The following is a 26,854-nucleotide window of genomic DNA, read 5'->3' on the forward strand; positions in this document are numbered from 1 at the left end:
TTGAAGGCCCCGGCGATCCATCGGGGACGCCGGGGTGAACGGAGGGGATGGGTACGGGCGGGTTACCAGTAGTGCCAGAGCTGCAGGAACAGGCCGTCGGTGACGGCTGTGTTCTTGCCCTCTACGCCCCTGGAGTAATGCAGGGACACCTGGTCCCACATCTTCTGCGCGTAGAGGCTCTGGATGCCGGGCTTGAGCTGGAACAGCACGCCGGCGCCGAGGGCGGTCTCATCGGATTCCGAGTAGGGAATAGCCTGTCCGGAGCGGTCGTCGGATTCCCAGGTCTTCTGGTGGTCATAGCTGAAGAAGGGCGTGACCTGGTACGTGGGCCGGTCGATCACGTTGTAGCCAAGGCGCAGGTTGGCGTGGAAGGTGTCGCCCGGTTCGGTGCCATGGGGGCCATCGCCACGGAGGATTCCGCCGACCAGAAGGTCGATGTTCACCTTGCCAAACCACTCGTTGTAGAACAGCGAGGGCCAGAAGGAATACGTGTCGCTGCTGACCGAGTCAGCGCCGACAGGCAACTGCACATAGGCCTGGGCGCCCAGGGTGCGCAGGGGCGTCGGGTTGTACCAGACCAGCCCGCCGACCAGGGGATCGCCCAGGCCGCTGACACGTACGCCATTACCGCGTACCGCCACTTCCGGCACGGTGACGCTGGCGATGAAGCCGTTGTTCGGCAACCCATCGACCTTCCAGTAGTGCAGCAGCGAGGAGAGGCCGACATAGGTATCGGTGCCGCTGCCCTTGACCTTGTCGCCGTGCTCGTCGAAGCGCTTGCTGTCGTCGTTCCACTGCACGTACTGGCCGAAGGAATCGTAGGGTTCGGTAAAGTCGGAGCTGAACTGGAAACTCTGCGGCCGGTTGCCCGCAAAGGGGATGCCCGATGCCTGGGCATACCAAGTGGAGAGGAGACCGCTACCGAGCACCAGCGTGCTCAGCGCCACGGGAGTAACCCGGCTGTTGTTGACGCGCATTCTGGACGTTCCTGCTGGAGTTCTTGTTTTTGGGACAAACGTCTCCCGCTCGCGCAACCTCGTGGGTCGCTCGATGGGGCATCTGCTGTGGATCGGGCTGTGGAAACGGCGTCAGCCGGTGGGCGATGAAACTCCGCCTGGGCCGGCCATCAGCTAGGCGCCGCGCAGGTGTGCGGCCAGATGGACACGCAATGGAACCCCGTGTCGCGCTCGCAGGGAGGCGGCAGGGAGATGGGCTTCATACGGAATCGATTGGACGCGAGGTGAGTGGGCACGCATGGCATTGACCTTGTTGTTATACGTTTGCCTGTGTCCGTCGGCAGCGACATGCAATGGGAGGCAGCCCAGCATGTCCTGCCGAAGCCACCCCGCAATGCGGCGCGGCTCGTACGGCAAGGTCAAGCTACAAAAGGCTCGGCGCACCAACAATGCCGCTTTCAGCGATATAAGTGTTCGCGGTTCGCGAACAATGGGCACCGGTACGACAACCCGGGCGCGCAGGGCTTCTGGGATGGGGATGGCGGGGGAATTGGAGCGGTCCGGCCAGGTTGGTGGCAGGTGATGAGGCGGTCGATGATCGAACCGGTTTTGCATCGAGTCAGGCTTGTACGGGGATTTGAATCTCCAGGCAGGCCGCAGGAAGGCAACGAGAGAACTGGCGAAAGATTCGGCACGACATCGCTGGTGGGCACAGCGCAACCTACCCGCAACGCCCACCCTCCCTGGCGACTTCCGCACCTCGCAGGGTCTTCACTGGTTGAGCGGGTGACGCATGACCACGGCCTAAATGATTTCGCCACTACGGAGTGGCCCTGCTCCAAAAAAAACGGCGCGCGGGCAGCAATCCCGAGCGCCGTAACACTGCCTAGCAGCTGTGGTAGAGGACCGCCGGCCCTGGTCGCCGGCGCTCCTTAGTGGGCGTCAGAGACGTCCCAGCTCCTGCGCGGTGCGATCCACCGCGATTTTCGTCTTGCTCACCAGCTCGTCGATCTCGCTGCGAGTGGCCACGAGGGCCGGCGCCATAATCATGCGGCCGAGGGTGGAGCGGATGATCAGCCCTTCCTCGAAGCCAATGGTGCGGCAGCGCCAGGCGATGTCGTTCTCATTGGCGAAGCGCTTGCGAGTGGCCTTGTCTTCGGCGAACTGCAGGGCAGCAACCAGACCGGCGCCCTGGATATCCCCCACCAGCGGGTGGTTGCCGAACACTTCGCGCAGGCACTGTTGCAGGTACGGGCCGGTGTCAGCCTTCACCTGGGCGACCACGCCTTCATCACGCAGCGCCTTGAGGTTGGCGATGGCCACCGCCGCCGCCACCGGATGCCCTGAGTAGGTCAGGCCGTGGGCGAACACACCGCCCTGCTCCACCAGGACCGAGGCCATGCGTTTGCTGAGGATCAGGCCGCCCATGGGGATGTAGCCGGAGGTCAGGCCCTTGGCGATGGACAGGGTGTCCGGCTCGAAGCCGAAGTGCTGGTGGGCGAACCACTCGCCGGTGCGGCCAAAGCCACCGATCACTTCATCGGCGCACAGCAGCACGTCGTACTTGCGGCAGATGCGCTGGATTTCCGGCCAGTAGGTTTCCGGCGGGAAGATCATGCCACCCGCACCCTGGAAGGGTTCGGCGACGAAAGCGGCCACCTTGTCGGCGCCCAGCTCGAGGATTTTCTCCTCCAGCTGACGCGCGGCACGCAGGCCGAACTCTTCCGGCGTCAGGTCGCCGCCGTTGGCGAAGTAGTAAGGCTCGTCGATGTGCGCGATGTCCGGCAGCATGCCGCCCATTTCGTGCATGAACTTCATCCCGCCCAGGGCCGTGGCGCCCAAGGTGGAGCCGTGGTAGCCGTTCCAGCGGCCGATCATGATCTTCTTCTCGGGCTTGCCGAGGATCTGCCAGTAGCGGCGCACGGTGCGGATCAGCACCTCGTTCGCTTCCGAACCGGAGTTGGTGTAGATGGCGTGACTGTAGTGGCCCGGCAGCAGGCTGAAGAGCAGCTCGGACAGTTCCACCACCGCCGGGTGGGTGGTGTGGAAGAACATGTTGTAGTAGGGCAGTTGCTCCAGCTGGCGGGTAGCCGCTGCGGCGAGGTCCTTGCGGCCGTAGCCGAGGTTGGTGCACCACAAGCCGGACATGCCGTCGAGGTAACGCTTGCCGTCGTTGTCCCAGAGGTGGAGGCGCTCACCGCCAACGATCACCCGCGGCCCTTCGGCGTTCAGCGCCTTCTGGTCGAGGAAGGCATGGATGTGGTGGGCCGCATCTGCTGCCTGGTAGTCACGGGTTTCGCGTTGGGCCTGGAATTGAGCGTTCATTGTTAAGGGTCTCCTCGTCCCGGTATTCAGTGATACCGATGCTGGCCGAAGCCGATGGGCAGCGAAAATACTAAATTTGTCTTCGCGCTATATGAAAAAGCTGCCCTGCCCGCCGAGCGCCCAGGCGCCCGATGCCCGGCCGGGTGCCGGGCAGGCGGACAGGTATCCGGGCGACGAACTGCATGTCGCCCGACCCTGCGTTCAGTCGCGACGTATCACTGGGTCTGCTCCAGCGGTTCAGGGCGGAACAGGTCCTTGCGCATCACGACCTTGATCCAGACCACGGCAATCAGCGACACCAGCGCCAGCACCACACCGGCAATGCCGAAAATCTTGCCGGTCATGTCCGGGCTTGGCGAGGCATACCAGATGGCGTAAAGCATGCCCACGATGCCGAACAGCTGCGGCAGCGGGTAAAACGGCGTGCTGAAGGGGCGGGCGATAGCCGGGTAACGGCGACGCAGGGCGATCACATCCAGGTGCACGATGATGTAGGCCAGCAGCCAGGCCAGGGCCGCGGCGAGCAGCAGCAGGTTGATGGAGGCGGCATCCTGGCCCATGACCAGAATCGGCAGGCCGGTAATGGCGGCCACGAACAGTACTGCCACCCAAGGCGTGCGGGCGCGCGGGCTGAGCAGCTTGAACTGCGGGAAAGCCTGGCCGTTCTGCGCCATGCCATAGAGCATGCGCGGGATGGCCGCCAGCGAGGTGTTCAGGGTGCTGCAGGTGGCGGTGACCGCGGCGATCACCAGGAACACTTCACCCGCCTTGCCGAACACCGTGGTGGCGAACAGGTAATGCGGCAGCGCGTCGGTGGTCAGGGCCTCGGTGGGCACCATGAACAGTGCACCCAGGCAGTAGAGCGCAATGGTGATGAAGATGACGGTCAGGCCGATGATCATCGAACGCGGGATGTTGCGCTCTGGACGCTTGGTTTCCTCCACCAGCGGGCAGACGAACTCTGCGCCGACGAAGCCCCACACGGCCAGTGCGGTAAGGGTCAGCACACCCGCTCCCATGGGGTTCCAGTCGCCGTGCAGCACGGTGCTGGCGGTTTCGGTGGGCGCGCCTTCAACGACGGCGGCCAGGCCCAGCACCAGCAACACGATCACCATCACCACCGCCAGGGCGGTTTGCAGCTTGGCGAAGATGTCGATGCCCATCAGGTTGAGCACGGTGAACAGGCCGAGCACGCCGAAGGCCACGCTGAAGGGCGGGAACACACCCGGATAGACCTTGCCGACGATCAGGTCGAGCAGCAGCAGTTCGGCCGACAAGGCGAACATCGCCACCACCACATAGCCGGAGAAAGTCGCCAGGATGGCCGGGAAATGCCCGAGGGCAACCTCGGTGTAGCTGGAAAGGCCGCCGGCACGGGGAATCATCAGCGACAGCTCTGAGAAGGAAAACGCGTAACTCAGGGCCAGAAGGTAGGCCAGCCCCAGCGGGACGATGAAGCCCAACCCGGAGAAACCGGCGCCCTGCAGCATCAGCACCATCACACCCTGGGACACCACCAGGCCGATGGCCACCGCCAATAGCGCGCCAAGGCCTAGCACGCGGCGGAATCCACCCTCTTCGACCTGCCCATGGGCAGGAACGGACACACTTGCACTCATGACATTCTCCCGATCTTGTACTTGTTATTGGCCCGCCCGGCCGTAACCACCGACGAGCGCTGGTAGTGCAGGGCGCGGTAAGGTCCGGCCCCGCCAGTCACGCCCCGCCCGCTCGCCGCACTTCCGGCGTCTGCGGGGCGCAATGTTCAACGTGCCGCCCAGGCGTTGAAGCGCTCCTCCAGTTCCTCGCCGTGGTTGACCCAGAACTCCGCGCTGACCAATTGCGCATCGGCCAGGTTGGCCGGCGCGGTGGGCAACTGCGCCTGGGTGGCGGCGGGCAAGGCGGCCAGGGCGTCCTTGTGGACCGGGCCGTAGGGGATCTGGCTGGAGAAGACCTGCTGCGTCTGCGCCTGGCTGGCGAAGACGATGAAGCGTTCGGCAAGCGCCTTGTTCGGGCTGCCGCGTACGATGGCCCAGTGGTCCGGGTCGTAGAGGTTGCCGTTCCAGACAATGGCGAGCTTCGAGCCTTCTTTCTGGGCGGCGGCGATGCGGCCGTTGTAGGCAGCGGACATCACCACATCGCCAGCCACCAGCCATTGCGGCGGCTGGGCACCGGCTTCCCACCACTGGATGTGCGGCTTGATTTCATCCAGTTTGCGGAAGGCACGCGCGACCCCGTCCGGGGTTTCCAGCACCTTGTAGAGGTCTTCGCGCTTCACCCCGTCGGCCAGCAGCGCCGCTTCCAGGGTGTACTTGGCGCCCTTGCGCAGGCCACGCTTGCCGGGGAAGCGCTGGGTGTCCCAGAAGTCCGCCCAGGAGCTGGGTGCACTGGCCAGCTTGTCGGAGTTGTAGGCCAGCACCATGGACCAGACGTAGCTGGCCACCCCGCACTCGCTGACAGTGCCGGGCATGTAGCTGGCGGATTCGCCGAGCACGGCCGGGTCCATGCGTTCGAACAAGCCCTCTTCGCAACCGCGCAGCAGTTCGGGGCTTTCCACTTCCACCACGTCCCAGGTGACCTGGCCGATGTCCACCATGGCCTTCACCTTGGACAGCTCGCCGTTGTACTCACCGGCCACCACCTTGCCGGCGCCGCTCTGTTCGAAGGGTTTGAAATAGGCCGCATCCTGAGCGGCCTTGGTGGCGCCACCGAAGGAAATCACGGTAAGGCTGGAGGATTGGGCCAGGGCCGGCACGCTGGCAGTGGCCAGCAGGGCGAAACCGAGGGTGGCACGGATGCACGGGAAGGACTTGAGCATGGAAACTCCCTCACTACTTGTAAGTTGTGGTCAGTTGCTGAGGCAGTCGTGGCCAGGAGGCCAGAGCCCATGCGTGCACCACGCACGGGATTGGATTTCTTGTTGTGGACGGCCGCGCACCGTAGGAGCACGCGGCCGGGTCGTCAGGGCGACCTCAGCGCAGCTGGAACCAGGTGGTCTTCAGTTGGCTGTACTTGTCGAAGGAATGCAGCGAAAGGTCGCGGCCGAAACCGGACTGCTTGCCGCCGCCGAAGGGTACGGTGACGTCCAGAGCGTCCACCGTGTTCACCGACACCGTTCCCGCCTTGAGTGCGCGGGCGACTCTGTGAGCGCGATGCAAGTCATCGCTCCACACCGAAGCAGCCAGGCCGTAGATGCTGTCATTGGCCAGGCGCAGTGCCTCGTCCTCGGTATCGAAGGTACTGACGGCCAGCACCGGGCCGAACACTTCTTCCCGGGCCAGCTGCATGTCGCTGTGCACGTCGGCGAAGACGGTCGGTTCGACGAAGTTGCTGGAGCCGTTGAAAGTCAGGCGACGGCCACCGGCGAGCAGCTGTGCCCCCTCCCCTTGCGCCCCTTCGATGAAGGCCATGATGCGCGCGGTCTGCCCGGCATCGACGATAGCGCCGGCACGGCTGGCCGGGTCCAGCGGATCGCCGGGCATCCAGTCGCGGGCCTTGGCCAAAAGGCGCTCGATGAACTCGTCGCGAATGGAACGTTGCACGTAGAGCCGCGAGTTGGCCGAGCAGACCTCGCCCTGGTTGAAGAAGATGCCGAAGGCGGCCTTCTCGGCGGCCAGGTCCAGGTCGCGGCAATCCTCGAAGATCAGGTTCGGGCTCTTGCCGCCGCATTCCAGCCAGACCTGCTTGAGGTTGGACTGGGCCGAGTACTGCATGAAGTACTTGCCCACCTGGGTGGAGCCGGTGAACACCAGGCAATCCACATCCGGGTGCAGGCCAAGGGCCTTGCCGGCGCTCTCGCCCAGACCCGGCACCACGTTCAGCACGCCTTCCGGCAGTCCGGCCTCCAGCGCCAGCTCAGCCAGGCGCAGGGCGGAGAACGGCGACTGCTCGGCGGGTTTCAGTACCACGCTGTTACCGGCGGCCAGGGCCGGGGCCAGCTTCCAGGCAGCCATGTCGAGGGGGAAGTTCCAGGGCACCACGGCGGCGACCACGCCCAGCGCTTCGCGGGTGATGGTGGCCAGGGCATTCGGCGCGGTAGGCGCGACCTGGTCGTAGAGCTTGTCCAGGGCCTCGCCGTACCAGGTAAACACGTGCGCGGCGCCCGGTACGTCGATGTTGTAGGCGTCCATCACCGGCTTGCCCATGTTCAGGGAATCCAGCAGGGCCAGTTCTTCACGGTGGTTCAGCATCAGCTCGGAGAGACGCAGCAGCACCTTCTTGCGTTCTGCCGGGGCCATGCGCGCCCAGGCGCCTTCGTTGAAGGCGCGGCGTGCAGTGCTGACCGCCAGGTCCACCTCGGCCTCGCCACAGGCGGCGACACGGGCCAGCAGTTGGTTGGTGGCCGGGTTGATCGAGTCGAAGGTGGCACCGGAAGCAGCGGCCACCTGCCGGCCACCGATCAGCGCCCTGTCGTTGAATGCTTGCCGGGCAGCCTTTTGCTGCCAATAGCCGAGATCGAACACGCTGCACTCCCAGATCGACCGTCTTCGCGGTCATGTTGTTTTTCGGGTCGAGGCAGATGTTGCGCCAGCTTCCGGCAGAGGAAAATTATTAAAAATATGCTCGAGTCATATGAAAAAACTCGGCAGCCCATGCGGCCTCGCAGGTGCTGCCTGGGGTAATGTTCACCCCACAACGACAAGCACAAAGAGCCACCCGCACGCGCGCAGGCGGCCAACAAGCAGAGGTGCCCGTGGCTACCTATACCTTGCGACAACTCAAGTATTTCGTGACAACCGTGGAAGCTGGCAGCGTGGCCGAAGCTTCGCGCAAGCTGTACATCGCCCAGCCGTCCATCTCCACCGCCATCAAGGGCCTGGAAGAAAGCTTCGGCGTACAGCTGTTCATCCGCCATCACGCCCAGGGCGTGTCCCTGACGCCAAGCGGCACGCGTTTCTACGAAAAGGCCCAGGAGCTGCTGCGTGTGGCTCGCGAGTTCGAACAGAACGCCCTGGCCGACAACGACATCGTCGCCGGACAGATCGACATCGGCTGTTTCGAGACCGTCGCCCCGCTCTACCTGCCCCAGCTCATCGCCGGGTTTCGTGAGCAGTATCCCGGCGTCGACATCCGCATCCGCGACGGGGAGCAGCAGGAACTGGTGCAAGGCCTGACTGCCGGCACCTTCGACCTTGCCTTCCTCTACGAACACGATCTGGACAGCACCATCGCCACCGAACCGCTGATGCCGCCGCAGAAGCCGTATGCCCTGCTGCCAGAGAACCACCGCTTCGCCAAGCAAGCCCAAGTCTCTCTGCGCGACCTCTGCCTGGAGCCGATGATCCTGCTGGACGTGCAGCCGAGCCGAACCTACTTCGTCAGCCTGTTCCACGAGCTGGGCCTGACACCCAACATCGTCTTCAGCTCGCCGTCGATCGAGATGGTGCGCGGCATGGTCGGCCAGGGCTTCGGCTTCTCCCTGCTGGTCACCCGCCCCCATTCGGAATGCACCTACGACGGCAAGAAGGTGGTCACTGTCGATATCACCGAACCCGTCGCCACCTCCGGCCTGGTAGCCGCCCGCCTCAAGCGCGGCCAATTGACCAAGCCGGCGCAGCTGTTCGTCGACTTCTGCCGTGAGCGCCTGGCGCAAAAAACTCATGACACTCCGTAGGTTGGTCAGAGCGCAGCGAAGCCCAACGATCACCACCTGCTTCGTGGGAGCGAATTCGTTCGCGATCAAGGTCGCTTCCACTCGAAAATGGCGGAAAGAAAAACGCTTTTCACCCTGCACACGCCTGCATCTTCGGTAGCATGACCGCACCAGTTCCAGGGTAGGTAGCCTGCGGTGATCAGAGAACTCAGGACATTCGTGGCGGTGGCCGGGCTTGGCAGTTTTTCTGCCGCGGCGCGGCAGGTCAGCCTGACCCAGGCGGCGGTCAGTGCGCAGATGAAGAGCCTGGAAGATGCGCTCGGCATGCAACTGTTCGATCGCACAGCCAAGTCGGTCAGCCTCAACGCCAATGGGCAGCGAGTGCTGCCGCTGGCAGAGGAAATGCTGGAGCTGTATGCGCGAATGTGCCTGCCGGAAACCCTGGAGGGTTATCGAGGTGCGCTGAACATCGGCGCTATCGGCACGGTGCAGACCGGCGTCCTGCCGGAGACGCTCAGACGCCTCAAGGAAGCCGCACCGCTGATGGAGGCCAGGCTGATTCCCGGCGTTTCACTCGACCTGGTAGGCCAGGTCGAGGCCGGCGACCTGGACCTGGCACTGATCATCAAGCCGCCCTTCCCGCTCGCCAAGGAAATGCACATGGAAAGCGTGCTGGAGGAGCCCTTCGTACTGATCCACCCGCCGGGCACCCAGGTCGACTGCATCGCCCAGACGCTCGTACGCCACCCCTTCATTCGCTACGACAGCAAGTCGTTCGGCGGGCGCCTGGTGGGCAGGTTCCTCAAGGACCGCAAGCTGCAGGTGAACCAGGTGATGGAACTGGATGACCTGGACGCCATCGTACGCATGGTGGAAACCGGGCTGGGCGTGGCCATCATTCCCTTCGCCGGCATCTGGTCCCGCGGCGGTACCACAGCGCGGGTGCATCCCCTCGGCGAACTGGCCTTCACACGGGAAATCGTGCTGGTGTGCCGCTACGCCAACAAGGCGCTGCCGCAGGTCGAGCTGTTCCGCAAGGTCATCCATCCATCAGCCCACAGTTACGTGGAAGAAATGGCCAACAATCTCAAGAGCAAGCTGCGAGCATAAGAATCCTTTTGGCTGAGCGAAGGAGCAATTCGCTTTCGCCCCAGCAGATTCGAATCGAACATTGAAGCCTCCAATGACGAGCCGCCGGAGTTTTCGATGAGCCTTTCTCCTTTCCACCTGGCCATTCCCGTATACGACCTTGCCGCAGCCCGTGCCTTCTATGGCGAGGTGTTCGGCCTTGAAGAAGGCCGCTCCAGCAGCCAATGGGTGGACTTCAACTTCTTCGGTCACCAACTGGTGATCCACGAGCATCCGAAGACCGATTCGCAGCACCACGCCCACACCAACGCGGTGGACGGCCACGACGTGCCCGTGCCGCATTTCGGCGTGGTGCTGGAATGGTCACAGTGGGAAGCCTTGGCCGAGCGCCTGGAATCCCTCGGTACCCGCTTCGTGATCGAGCCCTACATCCGCTTCAAGGGTCAGGTGGGCGAGCAGGCCACCATGTTTCTCTTCGACCCGTGCGGCAATGCCCTGGAGTTCAAGGCCTTCAAGGATATCGGCCAGCTCTTTGCCAGGTAGGGCGTGGCCATGCGTCATCGGCGCTGCCGGTGATAACTCGAAATTTACTTTCTGCAGGAGCGAGGGGGACGCCGAGTTCTTGCTTGCGAAAGATCGTGCTCGAACTGTTCGCGAGCAAGCTCGCTCCTACATGTTCATCCGGGCCACGATTTGCCAGCTTGCGCCGAGCTCCCCCGTTTACTTGTGATTGACGCCTCCCCACAAGGGGCCGTTCAGACGTCCTTCACCACCGCCGCCTCGCCTATGGCATAGAAGTGACCGCCGGCGATGTAGTGCAGACTGCGCCAGTGGGGCGCGGCCGTCTCGAACTGCCAATGACCATCCCTGAATACACGGGTGTCGGCCCAGGCGCCCACCACCTCGCCGATGAACAGGTCGTAGGTCTGCTGGTTGTGGGGTTCGGGAATCAGCTTGCAGATCAGCCAGGCGGAGCTGCCGGCTACCAGCGGCACATCGAAACCGTCCATGCGGAACAGCTCCACGTCGCACTGCGCGAGCTTGTCCGGTGCCTCGTCGAGGCTGCGGGTTCCTACCTTGTAGGTCAGTTCGAGCTGGCTGAGGTTGGGTACCTGCAGGGCAAAGAGGCCGCTGCTCTCCACCAGTGAGCGAGTGCGGGTGGCCTTGTCCAGCACCACGGTCACCTTCGGCGGCGAGAAGTCCAGGGCGCAGGACCAGGCGGCGGCCATGACATTCTCGACGCCGCCATGACTGGCGGAAACCAGCACGGTCGGGCCGTGATTCAGCACGCGATAGGCGCGGTCCAGCGCCACCGGCGCGATGTGCTCATTCATGGATAAACCTCGTTCGGGAAGCGCTGACTGCATGCCGCAGCCAGCTCGGGCGATGCGCGGATTATGCAGGTTGCACGCCGCACTCACCACGCACTGCGAACCCGCGCGGCTGGACCCAGCCTCGGATGAAGCTCCGGGCCTAGAGCGCGACAGGCGGCTCTCCCTGCGCCCCGACGAGCCGCACCTGCCAGCTAGAGCTTCCACTGCTTGAGCGGCGTCACGCCAGGTTCGCGATCGATCTCGTCCTCGAAGGCGCGCTTCTTCTGGGCCCGGCATGTCCGCCGCCTACCAGATCGGCGCGGCCTTCGGCGGTGGCACGGCGTCCAGCCTCGCGACGGCCATCCTGATTGCAACGGGCAGCCCGTTCGGGGTGGCGGCTTATGGGGCTGACGATGGTGGCGGTGTGCTCGTTCCTGCTCCGGGAGACAGCGCATCTGAGCATGGAGGCGATCGATGTGGAGCCGGCGGTCGAGGTGAATGCGCGAGCGGCGCAGTCGATTTAGTTGACCGGCCAATCACACAATCACGACAAACAAGAACGGGCCCAAGGGGCCCGTTCTTTTGCGGAAACTGTATCCCTCGTCACTGCTTCACGAAGCGCTTCGAGAGAACGGTTCCTTGATCCGCTATCTGTTCAACTCGTACGCACACATATTGACCGTTGCGGCCAGGTTCAGCGATTCGATGGCGCCACAGCCGGGAATCGTAAAAGGCTGGGCGTTGAGCGCGATCAGTTGCTCGCGGGGCACGCCACGAGCTTCGTTGCCGAACAGATAACAATCGAACGTCTTGAAACTGGCGGATTGCAAGCTGTCGCCATTCATATCCAGGCAGGCAATGCGCTCGAAGCGCGTACGCAAGGAGTCCAGTTCCACATCCAGTTCCATGGGCGCATGAAAAATGGCGCCCATGCTGGAGCGGACGACTTTGGGATTGTACGGATCGACGCTACCGGGACTGAGCAGGCAGCGAAAATTACCGAACCACGCCAGCGTACGCAGGATGGTGCCGAGATTGCCCGGGTCCTGAATTTCATGCAGGTAAATGGCGCGTTCGTTCTGACTGGGAGCAGAAACCGGCGCGGCTTTCGCCGGCATTGGCACCAGCGCAATTATTCCCTGCGGTGTCTGGGTATCGGCGATCTGCGCCATCTGGCGGTCGTTGATCACATGGGTTTCAAACGGGCTTTGCCAGTGCTCGTAGGCGCCAGTTACATACAGCTGACTGCGCTGTAGCAGCGGGTTCTGCAAGGCCGCTTTTTGTAACTCCAGCAACAGGTGTTCGCCCTCCACCAGAAAATAACCGAACTCGGCCCGGTATTTTTTCTGGTGGAGTTTCTTGATGTCGTCGAGTTTCATCTATCCGTTGCTCAGTCGCTCTGCGCTTCGGTCTGAGACAGAAGCGATTTGGCCACCGCTTCGGCGACTTTGATGCCATCCACGCCCGCCGACAAAATGCCACCGGCATAACCGGCGCCTTCACCGGCCGGATACAGGCCTCGCAGGTTGAGGCTCTGCAATGTCTCGTTGTCGCGGGTGATACGGACCGGGGATGAGGTGCGGGTCTCGATACCGGTGAGCACCGCGTCATCGCGATCAAAGCCGCGAATCTGCTTGCCAAATGCCGGTAGCGCCTCACGGATGGCCTCGATCGCATAGTCCGGCAGCGAGGGCGCAAGATCGCCCAGCCGTACGCCGGGTTTGTAGGAAGGCTCCACCTCGCCAAACTCGGCCGACGGCACTCCGCGAATGAAGTCCCCCACCAATTGCGCGGGCGCACAGTAATCGCTGCCACCCAATTCATAGGCGCGGGATTCCAGGCGCTCCTGGAACTCCACTCCGGCCAGCGGACCGCCTGGGAAATCCTGCTCCGGATTGATGCCGACGACTATGCCGGCATTCGCATTGCGTTCGTTGCGAGAGTACTGGCTCATACCATTGGTCACGACTCGTTCCGGCTCGGAAGTGGCCGCTACCACAGTACCGCCGGGGCACATGCAGAAGCTGTAGACGGCACGGCCATTCCTGGCGTGATGCACCAGCTTGTAGTCGGCGGCGCCGAGCTCCGGATGGCCGGCATATTTCCCCAGGCGGGCCTGGTCGATCATGCCTTGCGGGTGTTCGATGCGGAAACCCACGGCGAAGGGCTTGGCCTCCATGAACACGCCCTGCCGGTGCAACATACGGAAGGTATCGCGGGAACTATGACCTAGCGCCAGTACAACATGGCGGCTGTGGAGTGTTTCACCACTGGCCAAAACAACGCCCTCGAGCTGGCCGTCGTTGATCAGCAGGTCGGTCACTTTGCTTTCAAATCGCACCTCGCCGCCGAGGGCGATGATCTCCTCGCGCATGGCAGATACCACGCCGGTAAGACGGAAGGTGCCGATATGCGGCTTGCTCACGTACATGATCTCGTCCGGAGCACCGGCGCGGACGAACTCGGACATCACCTTGCGGGCGTAGAACTTGGGGTCCTTGATCTGGCTGTAGAGTTTGCCGTCCGAGAAAAGGCCGGCGCCGCCCTCGCCGAATTGCACGTTGGATTCCGGGGTCAGGACCTTTTTGCGCCACAGTGCCCAGGTATCCTTCGTGCGGCGTCGCACGTCCTTTCCGCGCTCCAGCACAATGGGTTTGAACCCCATCTGCGCGAGCAACAGCGCCGCGAACAACCCACAGGGGCCAAAGCCCACGACCAGCGGCCGCTCGCTCAGGCTGGCCGGTGCTTGCCCTACTGGATAGTAGTGGGTGTCCGGGGCTGGGCGTACGTTGTGGTCATCCGCCAGGCGCGCCAGAATCGCCGCCTCGTCGCGAACCTCCAGGTCGATGATGTAGATGAACAGAATGACGCTGTTTTTCTTGCGGGCATCGTAGCTGCGCTTGAATACGGTGAAGTTCAGCAGGTCGGCGTCGCTGATACTCAGGCGATTGACGATGGCCTTGCGCAACTCATCGGCGGAGTGATCGAGGGGCAGAGACAGTTCGGTGATGCGAATCATGGCGGTAATCCTGGCCGGTGAATCCGGCAAAGGAAGCAAAAGAGGGGTGAAGTAGGAGGCGAATTGTACCCGCCGCCACCCTCCCCTGTCAGGCTTGGCCTGATGAAGCTCCGGAAGGCGCCCGCACTGATCGCCCCTGCCCCACCCCCGCCCTGCGGATAAAACCTGCGCAGTTTTATCGGCTTATAATTGCCGCCGCTCTGCGACCAACAGCTCCCCCTGCCCCATGCATTGGTCCGCTCCTCACATTGATTTTCCGTGGTTGGCCCTTAAATGAAACGATCCAAAAGCAGCCGTCGCTGGCTGGATGAACACGTCAACGATCCCTACGTCAAACAGGCCCAGAAGGATGGTTTGCGCTCCCGCTCCAGCTACAAGCTGATTGAGCTGAACGAGAAGGACAAGCTGATACGCCCCGGCATGCTGGTCATGGATCTTGGCTCCGCCCCCGGCGGCTGGTCACAGGTGGCCGGGGGTCTGGTGGGCGAAAAGGGACGGGTACTGGCCACGGACATTCTGCCGATGGACGGGCTGGAGAACGTCGATTTCATACAGGGCGACTTTACCGACGACGCCGTGTTCCAGCAGATTCTCGACAAGCTCGGCGGCAGGCAGCCTGATCTGATCGTCTCCGACATAGCCCCCAATATCAGCGGCGTCGCTGCCGCCGACCAGGCCTCCTCGATGTACCTGGTCGAACTCACCCTCGACATGGTCCGGCAGGTGCTCAAGCTCAATGGAAACTATGTGGTCAAGGTCTTCCAGGGTGAAGGCTCTGACGTTTTCCTGAAGGACGTTCGCACTTCATTCGAGAAGGTGGTGATACGCAAGCCAGAGGCGTCGCGGCCGCGATCGCGGGAGGTATATCTGGTGGCGAAAGGATTTAAAGGATAAGGCGCCGCCTCCATCAGGCTCCCGGCAAACCGCACAGGTATAGGATCATTACCTGAAGCGAGCATGCACGCGGACGATAACCACGCTCCTGGCCGCAGGCCAGGCGTGGGCCATGGACGGGCAAGGCAATTCGTTCGACCACTTCACCATTGCCTCCAGCGTTGGCTCCGTAGCCATCAGTGAATCCACCAGCCATCCCATGCGTACCTGCCAGGCAGCCCGTGACGACGCCCTGGCTTACGTCGCTTCCGCAGGCGAATCCATGGCACGCGGCTGGAGCAGGCGCTGCGTCATTATCGGCACACGCATCCGCAATCCACACTGAGCGACATGCAATTGGCCCTGGCCATCGCCGGCCTGGGCTGAGCCGCTGCCGCAGCGTCGCATCAAGTCCGAAAATTGTGGGAACACCGAGCGAACCTCAAGGGTCATCTGCAATGAGCCCTGTGCCAGCTGGATTCGGTATTTCGGCTGGCAATGCGCAGGTCCTTCTGGCGATGCACCGGTTTCGTGCCCGAGTTCGATAGGGTTGCGAGTGGATATCTGCGAGATGGTGATTATTCTTCTCATGAACCTCGCATGTCCTGTGAGGTTGTCAGTCTGTTTCCATGCTTTGCGCAATCCGTAATCCGATGGCATCAGTCCTAAGGCCTGAGTGCGGTAACGGTTTTGGATACTCCGGCCTACAAAAAGAACAAGACGGAGAAGACTCATGGCGACAATAGGCGAAACATCCACGGGCAGCACGCCCAACCGCGGGATAACCAAGGAGGAGCGCAAGGTCATCTTCGCCTCGTCCCTGGGTACCGTGTTCGAGTGGTACGACTTCTACCTCTACGGTTCGCTCGCCGCGATCATCGCGAAGCACTTCTTCGCTGGCGTGAACGAAACCACAGCCTTCATCTTCGCCCTGCTCGCCTTCGCCGCGGGCTTCGCTGTGCGCCCCTTCGGCGCCATAGTGTTTGGCCGATTGGGCGACATGATCGGGCGCAAATACACCTTCCTCATCACCATTGTGATCATGGGCATCTCCACTGCCGTGGTGGGCCTCTTGCCCGGTTACGCCACCATCGGCGTGGCGGCGCCGATCATCCTGATCACGCTGCGTCTGCTGCAGGGCCTGGCGCTGGGTGGCGAGTACGGTGGCGCGGCGACCTACGTGGCGGAGCATGCGCCGCCGGGCAAGCGCGGCTTCTTCACGTCCTGGATCCAGACCACCGCGACGCTGGGCCTGTTCCTGTCGCTGCTGGTGATCCTCGCATGCCGCACTATCCTCGGCACCGAAGCCTTCGAGGCCTGGGGCTGGAGGATTCCGTTCCTGCTGTCGATCCTGCTGCTGATCATCTCGGTGTACATCCGCCTGCAGCTCAGCGAGTCGCCGATATTCATGAAGATGAAGGCTGAAGGTAAGGCCTGCAAAGCACCGCTGACCGAGTCCTTCGCTCGCTGGGACAACCTGAAGGTGGTGATCATGTCACTGTTCGGCGGCACCGCCGGGCAGGCCGTTGTCTGGTACACAGGGCAGTTCTACGCGCTGTTCTTCCTACTGCAGATGCTGAAGATCGATCCGCAGACGGCGAACCTGCTGATCGCCGGATCGCTGCTCATCGGCACGCCGTTCTTCATCCTGTTCGGCAGCCTGTCGGATCGCATCGGCCGCAAGAAGATCATCATGGCGGGTTGCGTCATAGCGGCTCTGACCTACTTCCCGATCTTCCATGCGCTGACCCAGTACGGTAACCCCGACGTGTTCGCGGCGCAGGCGAAGAACCCGGTCACCGTGGTCGCCGATCCCGACCAGTGCTCCTTCCAGTTCGATCCGGTAGGCAAGGCCAAATTCACCAGCTCCTGCGACATCGCCAAGAGCCTGCTGGCGAAGAAAGCCATCCCCTACCAGAACGAGAAGGCCGAGCCGGGCGCCGTTGCGCAAATCCGCATCGGCGACAAGGTGCTTCCGAGCTTCGAAGGCACCGGAATGCCAGCAGCCGATTTCAAGGCCCAAAACGACGCCTTCACCGCCACCATGGGCGCGGCCCTGAAAGACGCCGGCTACCCGGAGAAGGCCGACCCTGCCAAGACCAACTACGCGATGGTACTGCTGCTCCTGACCATCCTGGTGATCTACGTGACCATGGTTTACGGCCCAATCGCCGCCTGGCTGGTAGAGCTGTTCCCGGCGCGCATCCGCTACACCTCGATGTCGCTGCCCTACCACATTGGCAACGGCTGGTTCGGCGGATTCCTCCCCACGGTGTCGTTCGCCATGGTGGCGGCCACAGGGGATATCTACTTCGGACTCTGGTACCCCATCGTCATCGCGCTGATGACGGCCATTCTCGGCACGCTGTTCCTGCCCGAGACCAAGGACCGGGACATTCGTCACACGTGAGGGCGCGCCCTGGCGCGCAAACGAAAAAGCCGCAGTCTGTGACTGCGGCTTTTCTGTATCGGTCGGGACTCAGTCGTCCAGGCCGAGGGCGGAGAAGGCTTCGAGAATCTTGTTCTGGACTTCGTCGATGCTGAGGCTGGTGGAGTCGAGGATGATCGCATCCACGGCCGGTTTCAGCGGCGCCACGGAACGCTGGCTGTCGCGCTCGTCGCGGTCCTGGATTTCCTTCAGCAAGGCGACCTGGTCGGCCTCCATGCCTTTGCCCTTGAGCTGCAGGTAGCGGCGACGGGCACGCTCCTCGGCGCTGGCGGTGAGGAATATCTTCAGCTGTGCCTGCGGAAACACCACGGTGCCCATGTCGCGACCATCGGCCACGAGGCCCGGCGCCTCGAGGAAGGCGCGCTGACGTTGCAGCAGGGCTTCGCGCACGGCGGGCAACGCGGCGACCTGGGAGGCGCCAGCGCCGACCTGCTCGGAGCGGATCACGTCGGTGACGTCTTCACCCTCCAGCACGATGCTCTGGCCACCACCGGCCTTGGCATTGAACTGCACATCCAGGTGCGCAGCCAGGACCTTGAGGGATTCCTCGTTGGTCAGGTCGACGCCATGGTTGCGCGCGGCGAAGGCCAGCAGACGGTACAGCGCGCCGGAGTCCAGCAGGCGCCAGCCCAGGCGCTTGGCCAGCAGGCCGGCGACAGTGCCCTTGCCGGAGCCGCTGGGTCCGTCGATGGCGATCACGGGCACGTTGGCGTTCATGCCTTGCCCTCTTCCGCTACGCGGATGCCGGACTGGGCCGCGAGGCCGAGGAAGTTCGGGAAGGAGGTGGCGACGTTGGCGCAGTCATGGATGCGAATCGGCGCGCTGGCGCGCAGCGAAGCCACGCTGAAGGACATGGCGATACGGTGGTCGCCATGGCTCCAGACTTCGCCGCCGCCAATGGGGCCGCCTTCGATGACGATGCCATCGGGAGTCGGCTCGGCCTTCACGCCCAGCGCCAGCAGGCCATCGGCCATGACCTGGATACGGTCGGACTCCTTCACGCGTAGTTCTTCCGCACCACGCAGCACGGTACGGCCTTCGGCACAGGCGGCGGCGACGAAGAGTACCGGGAATTCGTCAATGGCCAGTGGCACCAGGTCTTCGGGAATGTCGATGCCCTTCAGCTTGGCCGCACGCACGCGGATGTCAGCAACAGGCTCGCCGCCCACTTCACGCTGGTTCTCCAGGGTGATGTCGCCGCCCATCAGCTTGAGGATGTCGATAACGCCGGTACGGGTCGGGTTGATGCCAACGTGCTCCAGCACCAGTTCGGAGCCTTCGGCGATGCTCGCAGCCACCAGGAAGAAGGCGGCGGAAGAGATGTCGGCAGGCACTTCGATACGGGACGCGCTGAGCTTGTGGCCGCTCTCGACGGTGGCGGTGTTGCCGTCCACCTTCACCGGGTAACCAAAGCCTTGCAGCATGCGCTCGGTATGGTCGCGGGTGGGGGCGGGTTCGGTGACGGCGGTTTCACCGGCGGCGTAGAGGCCGGCGAGCAGTAGGCAGGATTTGACCTGGGCGCTGGCCATGGGCATTTCATAGTTCATGCCGGACAGTCGCTGGCCACCGCGAATGGTCAACGGCGGACGGCCTTCAGCGCCAGTCTCGATGACCGCGCCCATTTCGCGCAGCGGCTTGGCCACGCGGTTCATCGGACGCTTGGACAGCGAGGCGTCGCCGGTCAGGGTGGTGTCGAACGGCTGGGCCGCCAGCAGGCCGCTGAGCAGGCGCATGGAAGTACCGGAGTTGCCGAGGTACAGCGGGCCGGGCGGAGGCTTCAGGCCGTGCAGGCCGACACCGTGGATGGTCACGCGGCCGTGGTGCGGCCCTTCTATGACCACACCCATATCGCGGAAGGCCTGCAGGGTCGCCAGGGCGTCTTCGCCCTCAAGGAAGCCTTCGACCTCGGTGGTCCCGATGGCAAGGGAGCCGAGCATGATGGAACGGTGGGAAATGGACTTGTCGCCCGGAACGCGAACACGGCCGGCGAGTTTGCCACCCGGCTGCGCCAGGTAAATCAGATCGTTATTGTGCATGGCGTCCACATAGGCCCTGCGGGCCAGGATTTTACTGAAATGCTCGCGGGCGAAGCGGGCGCGGGTGAACACGCCCAGCAATTCATGCCCGTCCCCTGCGTCAACCGCGCCGCGCAAGGCGTCGAGGTCATCGCGAAATGCGTCCAGGATGCGCAGCACGGCGTCGCGGTTGGCGAGGAATATGTCGTGCCACATCACCGGGTCGCTGCCGGCGATTCGCGTGAAATCACGGAAGCCACCGGCGGCATAACGGAAGATTTCCAGATTCTCGCTGCGCTTGGCCAGCGAGTCGACCAGACCGAATGCCAGCAAGTGCGGCAGGTGGCTGGTCGCGGCGAGCACCTCATCGTGATGCTCGACCTCCATGTGTTCGACGTCCGCCCCCAGGGCCCGCCAGAGCTGGTCGATGCACTTCAGGGCCAACGGATCGGTGTTTTCCACCGGCGTGAGGATGACCTTGTGGCGGCGGAACAGGCTGGCATTGGCAGCCTCTACCCCGCTCTTCTCCGAGCCGGCAATGGGGTGACCGGGCACGAAGCGAGCCGGCATGCCACCGAAGACCCGGCGCGCCGCGCGCACCACATTGCCCTTGGCGCTGCCGACGTCGGTCAGGATGGCGCTGCCCAGGTCCAGTTGGGCCAGTTCGGCGAGGAGCTTTTCCATGGCGAGGATGGGTACGGCCAGCTGGATCACATCGGCACCGCGGCAGGCCACAGCGAGGTCACTCTCGCAGCGGTCGACCACGCCGGTCTCGACGGCGATGCGGCAGGACTCGTGGTCCTTGTCCACCCCTACCACTTCGGTGAACAGGTTCTTCTCGCGCAACCCCTTGGAGAAGGAGCCACCGATCAGGCCAAGGCCGATCACCACCAGGCGCCCGAAGATAGGGGTGCCTTGTTGCGCGGTCATGACATCAGCCACGGCCGAGCACCTTGGCCAGTGCTTCCAGGCAACGGGCGTTCTCGGCCGGCAGGCCGATGGAGACGCGCAGGAAAGTGGGCATGCCGTAACCGGCCACTGGGCGCAGGATCACACCTTCACTCAACATGCCCTGGTTGATTGGAGCGGCGTCGCGACCGAAATCTACGGCGATGAAGTTGCCCTTGGAGGGAATCCAGGTCAGACCCAGCGCACGGAAGCCCTCTTCCAGCTGGAGCATGCCGGCATCGTTGATGCGGCGACTCTCGGCCAGGTATTCGGCGTCATCCAGCGCGGCGCAGGCAGCGGCCAGGGCCAGGCTGTTGACGTTGAAGGGCTGACGTACGCGATTGAGCACGTCGGCCACCTGGGCGCTGGAGAGTCCGTAGCCCACGCGCAGCGCCGCCAGGCCGTAGGCCTTGGAGAAGGTACGCGATACCAGCAGGTTCGGATAACGGGCCAGGTAGTTCAGGCCATCGGGCAGCTCTTCGCCTTCGGCGTACTCGATGTAGGCCTCGTCCAGCACGACCAGTACGTTCTCCGGGACCTTGGCGAGGAAATCTTCCAGTGCCGCCGGACCGAACCAGGTGCCGGTGGGGTTGTTCGGGTTGGCGATGAACACGACGCGGGTATTGGCGTCGATGGCTGCCAGCATGGCTGGGAGGTCATGGCCGTAGTCCTCGGCCGGAACTACCTTGCCGGCAGCTCCTACGGCCTGGGTGGCGATGGGGTATACGGCGAAGGCGTGCTCGCTGAACACGGCATTCAGGCCCGGTGCCAGGTAGGCACGGGCGACCAGGTCGAGAATGTCGTTGGAACCGTTGCCCAGGGTGACCTGCGCCGGGGTCACGCCGCAGCGCTCGGCCAGGCGGCGCTTGAGCTCGAAACCATTGCCGTCCGGGTAGCGGGTCAGCTCGGCCAGTTCGCTGCGGATGGCTTCGAGGGCCTTGGGGCTCGGGCCGAGCGGGTTTTCGTTACTGGCCAGCTTGACGATGCCGGCCGGGTCCAGGTCCAGCTCGCGGGCCAGTTCATCCACTGGTTTGCCGGGTACGTAGGGCGAAAGTTTCTGCACGCCCGCTTGGGCAAGGGCGAGGAAGTCACAGCTCATGGATTCAGCCTCAACTACGGGCTCGGGGCCGCCGTAGCGCGCCCCAACCCAGGCTGGAGCGCAACGGCCCGTCGCGAATTCAAAGCACCGCTTTGGGGTAGGAACCCAGCACCTTCAGGGCAACGGCTTCCTGGTTGATCTTCTCCAGCACATCCTTGATCAGCGGGTCGCGATGGTGGCCTACGAAGTCGATGAAGAACACGTAGGTCCACTTGCCGCTGCGGGACGGGCGGGTCTCGATGCGGGTCAGGTCGATGCCGTTATTGTGGAACGGAACCAGGAGCTCGTGCAGGGCGCCCGGCTTGTTGCGCATGGAGACGATGATCGAAGTCTTGTCGTCGCCGGTAGGCGGCACTTCCTGGCTGCCGATGATGAGGAAACGCGTGGAGTTGTCCGGGCGGTCCTCGATCTTCTCGCAGAGCTTGGTCAGGCCATAGAGGCTGGCGGCCATGTCACCGGCGATGGCGGCGGAGTTCCATTCGCTCTTCACCCGCTTGGCGGCGTCGGCGTTGCTGGACACCGCCACGCGCTCGACATTCGGGTAGTGAGCGTCCAGCCACTTGCGGCACTGGGCCAGGGACTGGGCATGGGAGTAGATGCGGGTGATGTTGTCGGTCTTGGTGTTCTCGCCCACCAGCAGGTGGTGGTGGATACGCAGCTCCACCTCACCGCAGATCACCATGTCGTGCTCGAGGAAGCTGTCCAGGGTGTGGTTCACAGCACCTTCTGTGGAGTTTTCCACCGGTACCACGCCAAAGTTGACCGCACCCGCGGCCACTTCGCGGAATACTTCGTCGATGGCGGCCATCGGCGAGCTGATCACCGCGTGGCCGAAGTGCTTGAGCGCCGCAGCCTGGGTGAAGGTGCCTTCCGGACCGAGGTAGGCAACCTTGAGCGGCTGCTCCAGGGCCAGGCAGGAAGACATGATTTCGCGGAACAGCCGCGCCATCTCTTCGTTGTCCAGCGGGCCCTGGTTGCGATCCATGATGTGCTTGAGGACCCAGGCCTCGCGCTCCGGGCGATAGAAGACCGGCTTCTCGCCTTCCGGCAGGGCGGCCATCTTCACGCGCGCTACGTCCTGGGCGCAGCGAGCACGCTCGCTGATCAGATCGAGGATCTTCTCGTCGAGGCTGTCGATGCGCAGGCGCAGCGCCTTGAGTTCTTGCTCGGACATCAGCCGCGCTCCTTCTCGAACTCCGCCATGTAGGCCACCAGGGCTTCGACTGCATCGAGGCCAACGGCGTTGTAAATGGAAGCACGCATGCCGCCTACCGAGCGGTGGCCCTTGAGGTTGAGCAGGCCACGGGCATCGGCGCCGGCGAGGAAGTCCTTGTCCAGGCGCTCATCCGCCAGGCGGAACGGAACGTTCATCCAGGAGCGGGCGTTGATGGCAATCGGGTTGGTGTAGAAAGCGCTCTTGTCGATGTAGCCGTAGAGCAGTTCCTTCTTCGCCTTGTTGCGTTGCTCCATGGCCTCGACACCGCCCTGCTCTTTCAGCCACTCGAAGACGAGGCCCGAGAGGTACCAGGAGAAGGTGGCCGGGGTGTTGTACATGGAGCCGTTATCGGCAGCGACCTTGTAATTGAGCATGGTCGGGCAGTTGGCGCGGGCACGGCCGAGCAGATCTTCGCGAACGATGACCACTACCAGGCCACTCGGGCCGATGTTCTTCTGCGCGCCGGCGTAGATCATGCCGAAGCGGGAGATGTCGATCGGGCGGGAGAGGATGTCCGAGGACATGTCCACCACGAGGGGGACGTCACCTACTTCCGGAATCCAGTCGAACTGCAGGCCGCCGATGGTTTCGTTGGAGGCGTAGTGCAGGTAGGCGGCATCCTTCGACAGCTGCCACTCGTTCTGGCCGGGGATCGCGAAGTAGTCGTAGCCCTTGGCGCTTGCTGCGACGTTGACGCGACCGAAGCGGCTGGCTTCCTCGATGCTCTTCTTCGACCAGATACCGGTGTCGACGTAGTCGGCCACGCCGTCTTCCGGTAGCAGGTTCAGCGGGATCTCCGCGAACTGCTGGCTGGCGCCGCCCTGGAGGAACAGCACCTTGTAGTTGGAGGGAATGGACAGGAGGTCGCGCAGGTCCTGCTCGGCCTTTTCGGCAATGGCAACGTATTCGTCGCTGCGGTGGCTCATTTCCATGACGGACAGGCCTTTACCCTGCCAATCGAGGAGTTCCGCCTGGGCGCGTTGCAGAACAGCTTCCGGAAGCGCGGCCGGGCCGGCGCAGAAGTTAAAGGCTCGCTTGCTCACATCCATTCTCACTGGGTAGCGCGGGGGCACCAATGCCCCCGCCAATTGTTACCTACCGAATGGACAGGCCGGCGACGGCCTGCCCGTTTCTACAACTATTACTCGTCGCCAGCCGGTTGGGCTTCATCCTGCTGAACGTCATCACCCTGGACGTCGTCCACGGTCTCCACGTTCGCATCGATACCCTCTTCCAGCTCGTCGTCCTCGTCGCCACCAGAGGGCTCCTGGACCCGCTCCAGACCGACCAGGGTTTCGTCCTTGGCCAGCTTGATCAGGGTCACGCCCTGGGTATTACGGCTGGAGCTGGAGACTTCGTCGACACGGGTACGTACCAGGGTGCCCTGGTCGGAAATCAGCATGATCTCCTCGCCGTCCTGCACCTGCACGGCGCCGACCAGCTTGCCGTTACGCTCGTTGGTGACCATGGCGATCACGCCTTGGCCGCCGCGACCGCGACGCGGGTAGTCTTCCAGCGGAGTGCGCTTACCGTAACCGCGCTCGGAGGCGGAAAGGATCTGCGCGCCCTGTTCCGGGATCAGCATGGAAATCAGGCTCTGGCCTTCCGGCAGGCGCATGCCGCGAACGCCGCGGGCGGTTCGGCCCATGGTGCGGACATGTTTTTCCTTGAAGCGGATGACCTTGCCACCGTCGGAGAAGAGCATGACTTCCTTGGCGCCGTCGGTGATGGACGCAGCGATCAGGGTGTCACCTTCTTCCAGCTTCAGGGCGATCAAACCGTTCGAACGCGGTTTGCTGAACTGCACCAGCGGGGTCTTCTTCACAGTACCGAATGCGGTAGCCATGAAGATGTAGGCGCCAGTGGGCTCGTCCTGTTCGTCGTCGAGGTCGGCGCCTTCATCGTCGCCGGTTTCGGCTTCGATTACTTCGCCTTCGATCACCACGCCTTCGTTTTCTTCCAGGTCCTCGTCGGCACCTGCGCTCTGCTGCAGTGCTTCCAGGTCGATCTGGAGCATGGCGGTGATGCGTTCGCCCTCGTCCAGCGGCAGCAGGTTGACCAACGGACGGCCACGCGCGGTACGCGAGGCTTCCGGAATTTCGAAGGTGCGCAGCCAGTAGACCTTGCCCTTGCTGGAGAACAGCAGGAGCGTGGCGTGACTGTTGGCGACCAGCAAGTGCTCGATGTAGTCCTCGTCCTTCACGCCAGTGGCCGACTTGCCCTTGCCGCCACGGCGCTGGGCCTGGTAGGCAGCCAGCGGCTGGGACTTGGCGTAGCCGCCGTGGGAGATGGTGACCACGCGCTCTTCCTCGGTGATCAGGTCGGCGATGGTCAGGTCCACCTGGGACGCGACGATCTCGGTGCGGCGGGCGTCGCCGAACTCGGCCTTCACCTTTTCCAGCTCCTCGCGGATGACTTCCATCAGGCGCTCGGGGTTGGTGAGGATGCGGATCAGCTCACCGATCAGGGTGAGGATTTCCTGGTACTCGGCCAGCAGCTTCTCGTGCTCCAGGCCGGTCAGGCGGTGCAGGCGCAGTTCCAGGATGGCCTGGGCCTGCTCTGGCGACAGGTAGTACTTGCCTTCGCGCAGGCCGTATTGCGGGTCCAGGTCTTCCGGACGGCAGGAGTCGGCACCCGCACGTTCGACCATGGCCTCCACGGCACTGGATTCCCAGGCAGTGGCGATCAGGCGCTCCTTCGCTTCGGCCGGAGTCGGCGAAGACTTGATCAGTTCGATCACCGGGTCGATGTTGGACAGGGCTACGGCCTGACCTTCGAGGATGTGCCCGCGTTCACGGGCCTTGCGCAGCTCGTAGACGGTACGGCGAGTCACCACTTCTCGGCGGTGACGGATGAACACTTCGAGCATGTCCTTCAGGTTCAGCGTGCGCGGCTGGCCATCGACCAGGGCCACGACGTTGATACCGAAGACGCTCTGCATCTGGGTCTGGGAGTAGAGGTTGTTCAGCACCACCTCGCCCACTTCGCCACGGCGCAGCTCGATCACTACGCGCATGCCGTCCTTGTCGGACTCGTCACGCAGTTCGGTGATGCCTTCGATCTTCTTCTCTTTCACCAGCTCGGCGATCTTCTCGATCAGACGCGCCTTGTTCAGCTGGTAGGGCAGCTCGGTGACGATGATCTGCTGGCGACCACCGCCCTTTTCCATGTCTTCGATCTCGGCGCGGGCGCGGATATAGATGCGGCCACGGCCGGTACGGTATGCCTCGATGATGCCGGCGCGACCGTTGATGATGCCTGCTGTCGGGAAGTCAGGACCCGGGATGTACTGCATCAGCTCGTCGACCGTGAGGTCGGCGTTGTCCATCAGCGCCAGGCAGCCGTCAATGACTTCACTCAGGTTGTGCGGCGGGATGTTGGTGGCCATGCCAACGGCAATGCCGCTGGAACCGTTGACCAGCAGGTTGGGGATCTTGGTCGGCATGACCGCGGGAATCTGTTCGGTGCCGTCGTAGTTGGGCACCCAGTCCACGGTTTCCTTGTCCAGGTCGGCCAGCAGCTCGTGTGCCAGCTTGGACATACGCACTTCGGTGTATCGCATGGCCGCGGCGTTGTCGCCGTCCACCGAACCGAAGTTGCCCTGGCCGTCCACCAGCATGTAGCGCAGCGAGAAGGGCTGAGCCATACGTACGATGGTGTCGTAGACCGCGGTATCACCATGCGGGTGGTACTTACCGATCACGTCACCCACCACACGGGCGGACTTCTTGTAGGGCTTGTTCCAGTCGTTGCCCAGTTCGCTCATCGCGTAGAGAACGCGACGGTGCACTGGCTTCAGGCCGTCGCGCGCATCCGGCAAGGCGCGCCCGACGATCACGCTCATCGCGTAGTCGAGGTAGGACTGTTTCAGCTCGTCTTCGATATTGACCGGGAGGATTTCTTTGGCCAGTTCGCCCATGAGAAGCCTGGTTCCTTTTTCTGATGAAACTCCGCCCCTC

Annotated in this window: 21 protein-coding genes; 7 read left to right on the forward strand and 14 right to left on the reverse strand. The window is 63.3% G+C overall.

Features of this window, described 5'->3' with window-relative positions:
* Positions 1–62 precede the first annotated feature (62 nt).
* From E8E75_RS25330 to E8E75_RS25350, 5 genes are all read right to left on the reverse strand, one after another.
* Positions 63–977, reverse strand: coding sequence for a transporter (locus tag E8E75_RS25330; protein WP_120650032.1), 915 nt, complete (start codon positions 975–977; stop codon positions 63–65).
* A gap of 921 nt (positions 978–1,898) precedes the next feature.
* Positions 1,899–3,281, reverse strand: coding sequence for an aspartate aminotransferase family protein (locus E8E75_RS25335; protein ID WP_153917454.1), 1,383 nt, complete (start codon positions 3,279–3,281; stop codon positions 1,899–1,901).
* 215 nt (positions 3,282–3,496) lie between these two features.
* Positions 3,497–4,900 carry an APC family permease gene (locus E8E75_RS25340; protein WP_120650030.1) on the reverse strand — a complete coding sequence of 468 codons (1,404 nt, stop codon included), beginning with the start codon at positions 4,898–4,900 and terminating at the stop codon, positions 3,497–3,499.
* Positions 4,901–5,046: 146 nt separating this feature from the next.
* Positions 5,047–6,099 (reverse strand): ABC transporter substrate-binding protein, encoded by a 1,053-nt coding sequence (locus tag E8E75_RS25345; RefSeq protein ID WP_153917452.1) that lies wholly within the window; start codon positions 6,097–6,099, stop codon positions 5,047–5,049.
* A gap of 154 nt (positions 6,100–6,253) precedes the next feature.
* Complete coding sequence (locus E8E75_RS25350) at positions 6,254–7,744, reverse strand: aldehyde dehydrogenase (protein ID WP_280359884.1); 1,491 nt, start codon at positions 7,742–7,744, stop codon at positions 6,254–6,256.
* A 230-nt stretch (positions 7,745–7,974) separates the two neighbouring features.
* Between E8E75_RS25350 and E8E75_RS25355 the strand changes: the two genes are divergently transcribed.
* The 3 genes from E8E75_RS25355 to E8E75_RS25365 all read left to right on the forward strand — a co-directional run bounded on the left by E8E75_RS25355 (position 7,975) and on the right by E8E75_RS25365 (position 10,506).
* Positions 7,975–8,895: a LysR family transcriptional regulator gene (locus E8E75_RS25355; protein WP_120650027.1), complete on the forward strand. Its 921-nt coding sequence runs from the start codon at positions 7,975–7,977 to the stop codon at positions 8,893–8,895.
* A gap of 174 nt (positions 8,896–9,069) precedes the next feature.
* Entirely contained in the window at positions 9,070–9,984 is a 915-nt protein-coding gene (locus E8E75_RS25360; RefSeq protein ID WP_120650026.1) for a LysR family transcriptional regulator, read from the forward strand.
* Positions 9,985–10,080: 96 nt separating this feature from the next.
* Positions 10,081–10,506 carry a VOC family protein gene (locus tag E8E75_RS25365; protein WP_153917450.1) on the forward strand — a complete coding sequence of 142 codons (426 nt, stop codon included), beginning with the start codon at positions 10,081–10,083 and terminating at the stop codon, positions 10,504–10,506.
* Between the two features lie 212 nt (positions 10,507–10,718).
* Here E8E75_RS25365 and E8E75_RS25370 read toward each other — a convergent pair whose 3' ends face one another.
* The 3 genes from E8E75_RS25370 to E8E75_RS25385 all read right to left on the reverse strand — a co-directional run bounded on the left by E8E75_RS25370 (position 10,719) and on the right by E8E75_RS25385 (position 14,295).
* Positions 10,719–11,297, reverse strand: coding sequence for a flavin reductase family protein (locus E8E75_RS25370; protein ID WP_153917448.1), 579 nt, complete (start codon positions 11,295–11,297; stop codon positions 10,719–10,721).
* A gap of 626 nt (positions 11,298–11,923) precedes the next feature.
* On the reverse strand, positions 11,924–12,655 hold the full coding sequence (locus E8E75_RS25380; RefSeq protein WP_120650023.1) for an RNA methyltransferase: 732 nt from the start codon (positions 12,653–12,655) through the stop codon (positions 11,924–11,926).
* Positions 12,656–12,666: 11 nt separating this feature from the next.
* Positions 12,667–14,295, reverse strand: coding sequence for an NAD(P)/FAD-dependent oxidoreductase (locus E8E75_RS25385; protein WP_120650022.1), 1,629 nt, complete (start codon positions 14,293–14,295; stop codon positions 12,667–12,669).
* 273 nt (positions 14,296–14,568) lie between these two features.
* Here E8E75_RS25385 and rlmE point away from each other — a divergent pair, with 273 nt between their 5' ends.
* The 4 genes from rlmE to E8E75_RS25405 all read left to right on the forward strand — a co-directional run bounded on the left by rlmE (position 14,569) and on the right by E8E75_RS25405 (position 17,578).
* A complete protein-coding gene (gene rlmE / locus E8E75_RS25390) occupies positions 14,569–15,189 on the forward strand; it encodes a 23S rRNA (uridine(2552)-2'-O)-methyltransferase RlmE (RefSeq protein ID WP_120650021.1) in 621 nt (206 codons plus the stop codon).
* Between the two features lie 112 nt (positions 15,190–15,301).
* On the forward strand, positions 15,302–15,514 hold the full coding sequence (locus E8E75_RS25395) for a DUF2388 domain-containing protein (protein WP_256660933.1): 213 nt from the start codon (positions 15,302–15,304) through the stop codon (positions 15,512–15,514).
* On the forward strand, positions 15,475–15,555 hold the full coding sequence (locus E8E75_RS25400; RefSeq protein ID WP_256661060.1) for a DUF2388 domain-containing protein: 81 nt from the start codon (positions 15,475–15,477) through the stop codon (positions 15,553–15,555). The genes E8E75_RS25395 and E8E75_RS25400 overlap by 40 nt, the downstream gene beginning before the upstream one ends.
* Before the next feature lie 346 nt (positions 15,556–15,901).
* Positions 15,902–17,578: an MFS transporter gene (locus tag E8E75_RS25405; RefSeq protein WP_120650020.1), complete on the forward strand. Its 1,677-nt coding sequence runs from the start codon at positions 15,902–15,904 to the stop codon at positions 17,576–17,578.
* Between the two features lie 69 nt (positions 17,579–17,647).
* On the opposite strand, the gene cmk is transcribed toward E8E75_RS25405, so the two are convergent.
* The 6 genes from cmk to gyrA all read right to left on the reverse strand — a co-directional run bounded on the left by cmk (position 17,648) and on the right by gyrA (position 26,814).
* Positions 17,648–18,334: a (d)CMP kinase gene (cmk, locus tag E8E75_RS25410; RefSeq protein ID WP_120650019.1), complete on the reverse strand. Its 687-nt coding sequence runs from the start codon at positions 18,332–18,334 to the stop codon at positions 17,648–17,650.
* The gene (locus E8E75_RS25415; RefSeq protein WP_120650018.1) at positions 18,331–20,562 is read right to left on the reverse strand and encodes a bifunctional prephenate dehydrogenase/3-phosphoshikimate 1-carboxyvinyltransferase; all 2,232 of its coding nucleotides are present in this window, start codon (positions 20,560–20,562) and stop codon (positions 18,331–18,333) included. Before E8E75_RS25415 ends, cmk begins: the two co-directional genes overlap by 4 nt.
* 4 nt (positions 20,563–20,566) lie before the next feature.
* The gene (gene hisC / locus E8E75_RS25420; RefSeq protein WP_153917445.1) at positions 20,567–21,679 is read right to left on the reverse strand and encodes a histidinol-phosphate transaminase; all 1,113 of its coding nucleotides are present in this window, start codon (positions 21,677–21,679) and stop codon (positions 20,567–20,569) included.
* A 79-nt stretch (positions 21,680–21,758) separates the two neighbouring features.
* Positions 21,759–22,856 (reverse strand): prephenate dehydratase, encoded by a 1,098-nt coding sequence (pheA, locus tag E8E75_RS25425; protein ID WP_174235598.1) that lies wholly within the window; start codon positions 22,854–22,856, stop codon positions 21,759–21,761.
* Positions 22,853–23,938, reverse strand: coding sequence for a 3-phosphoserine/phosphohydroxythreonine transaminase (serC, locus tag E8E75_RS25430; RefSeq protein ID WP_120655160.1), 1,086 nt, complete (start codon positions 23,936–23,938; stop codon positions 22,853–22,855). The genes pheA and serC overlap by 4 nt, the downstream gene beginning before the upstream one ends.
* Before the next feature lie 98 nt (positions 23,939–24,036).
* Positions 24,037–26,814 (reverse strand): DNA gyrase subunit A, encoded by a 2,778-nt coding sequence (gene gyrA / locus E8E75_RS25435; RefSeq protein ID WP_120650015.1) that lies wholly within the window; start codon positions 26,812–26,814, stop codon positions 24,037–24,039.
* Between the last annotated feature and the right edge of the window lie 40 nt (positions 26,815–26,854).

Origin of the sequence: Pseudomonas sp. BN606 (genome assembly GCF_029873115.1) — a bacterium.
Classification (GTDB): Bacteria; Pseudomonadota; Gammaproteobacteria; order Pseudomonadales; family Pseudomonadaceae; genus Metapseudomonas.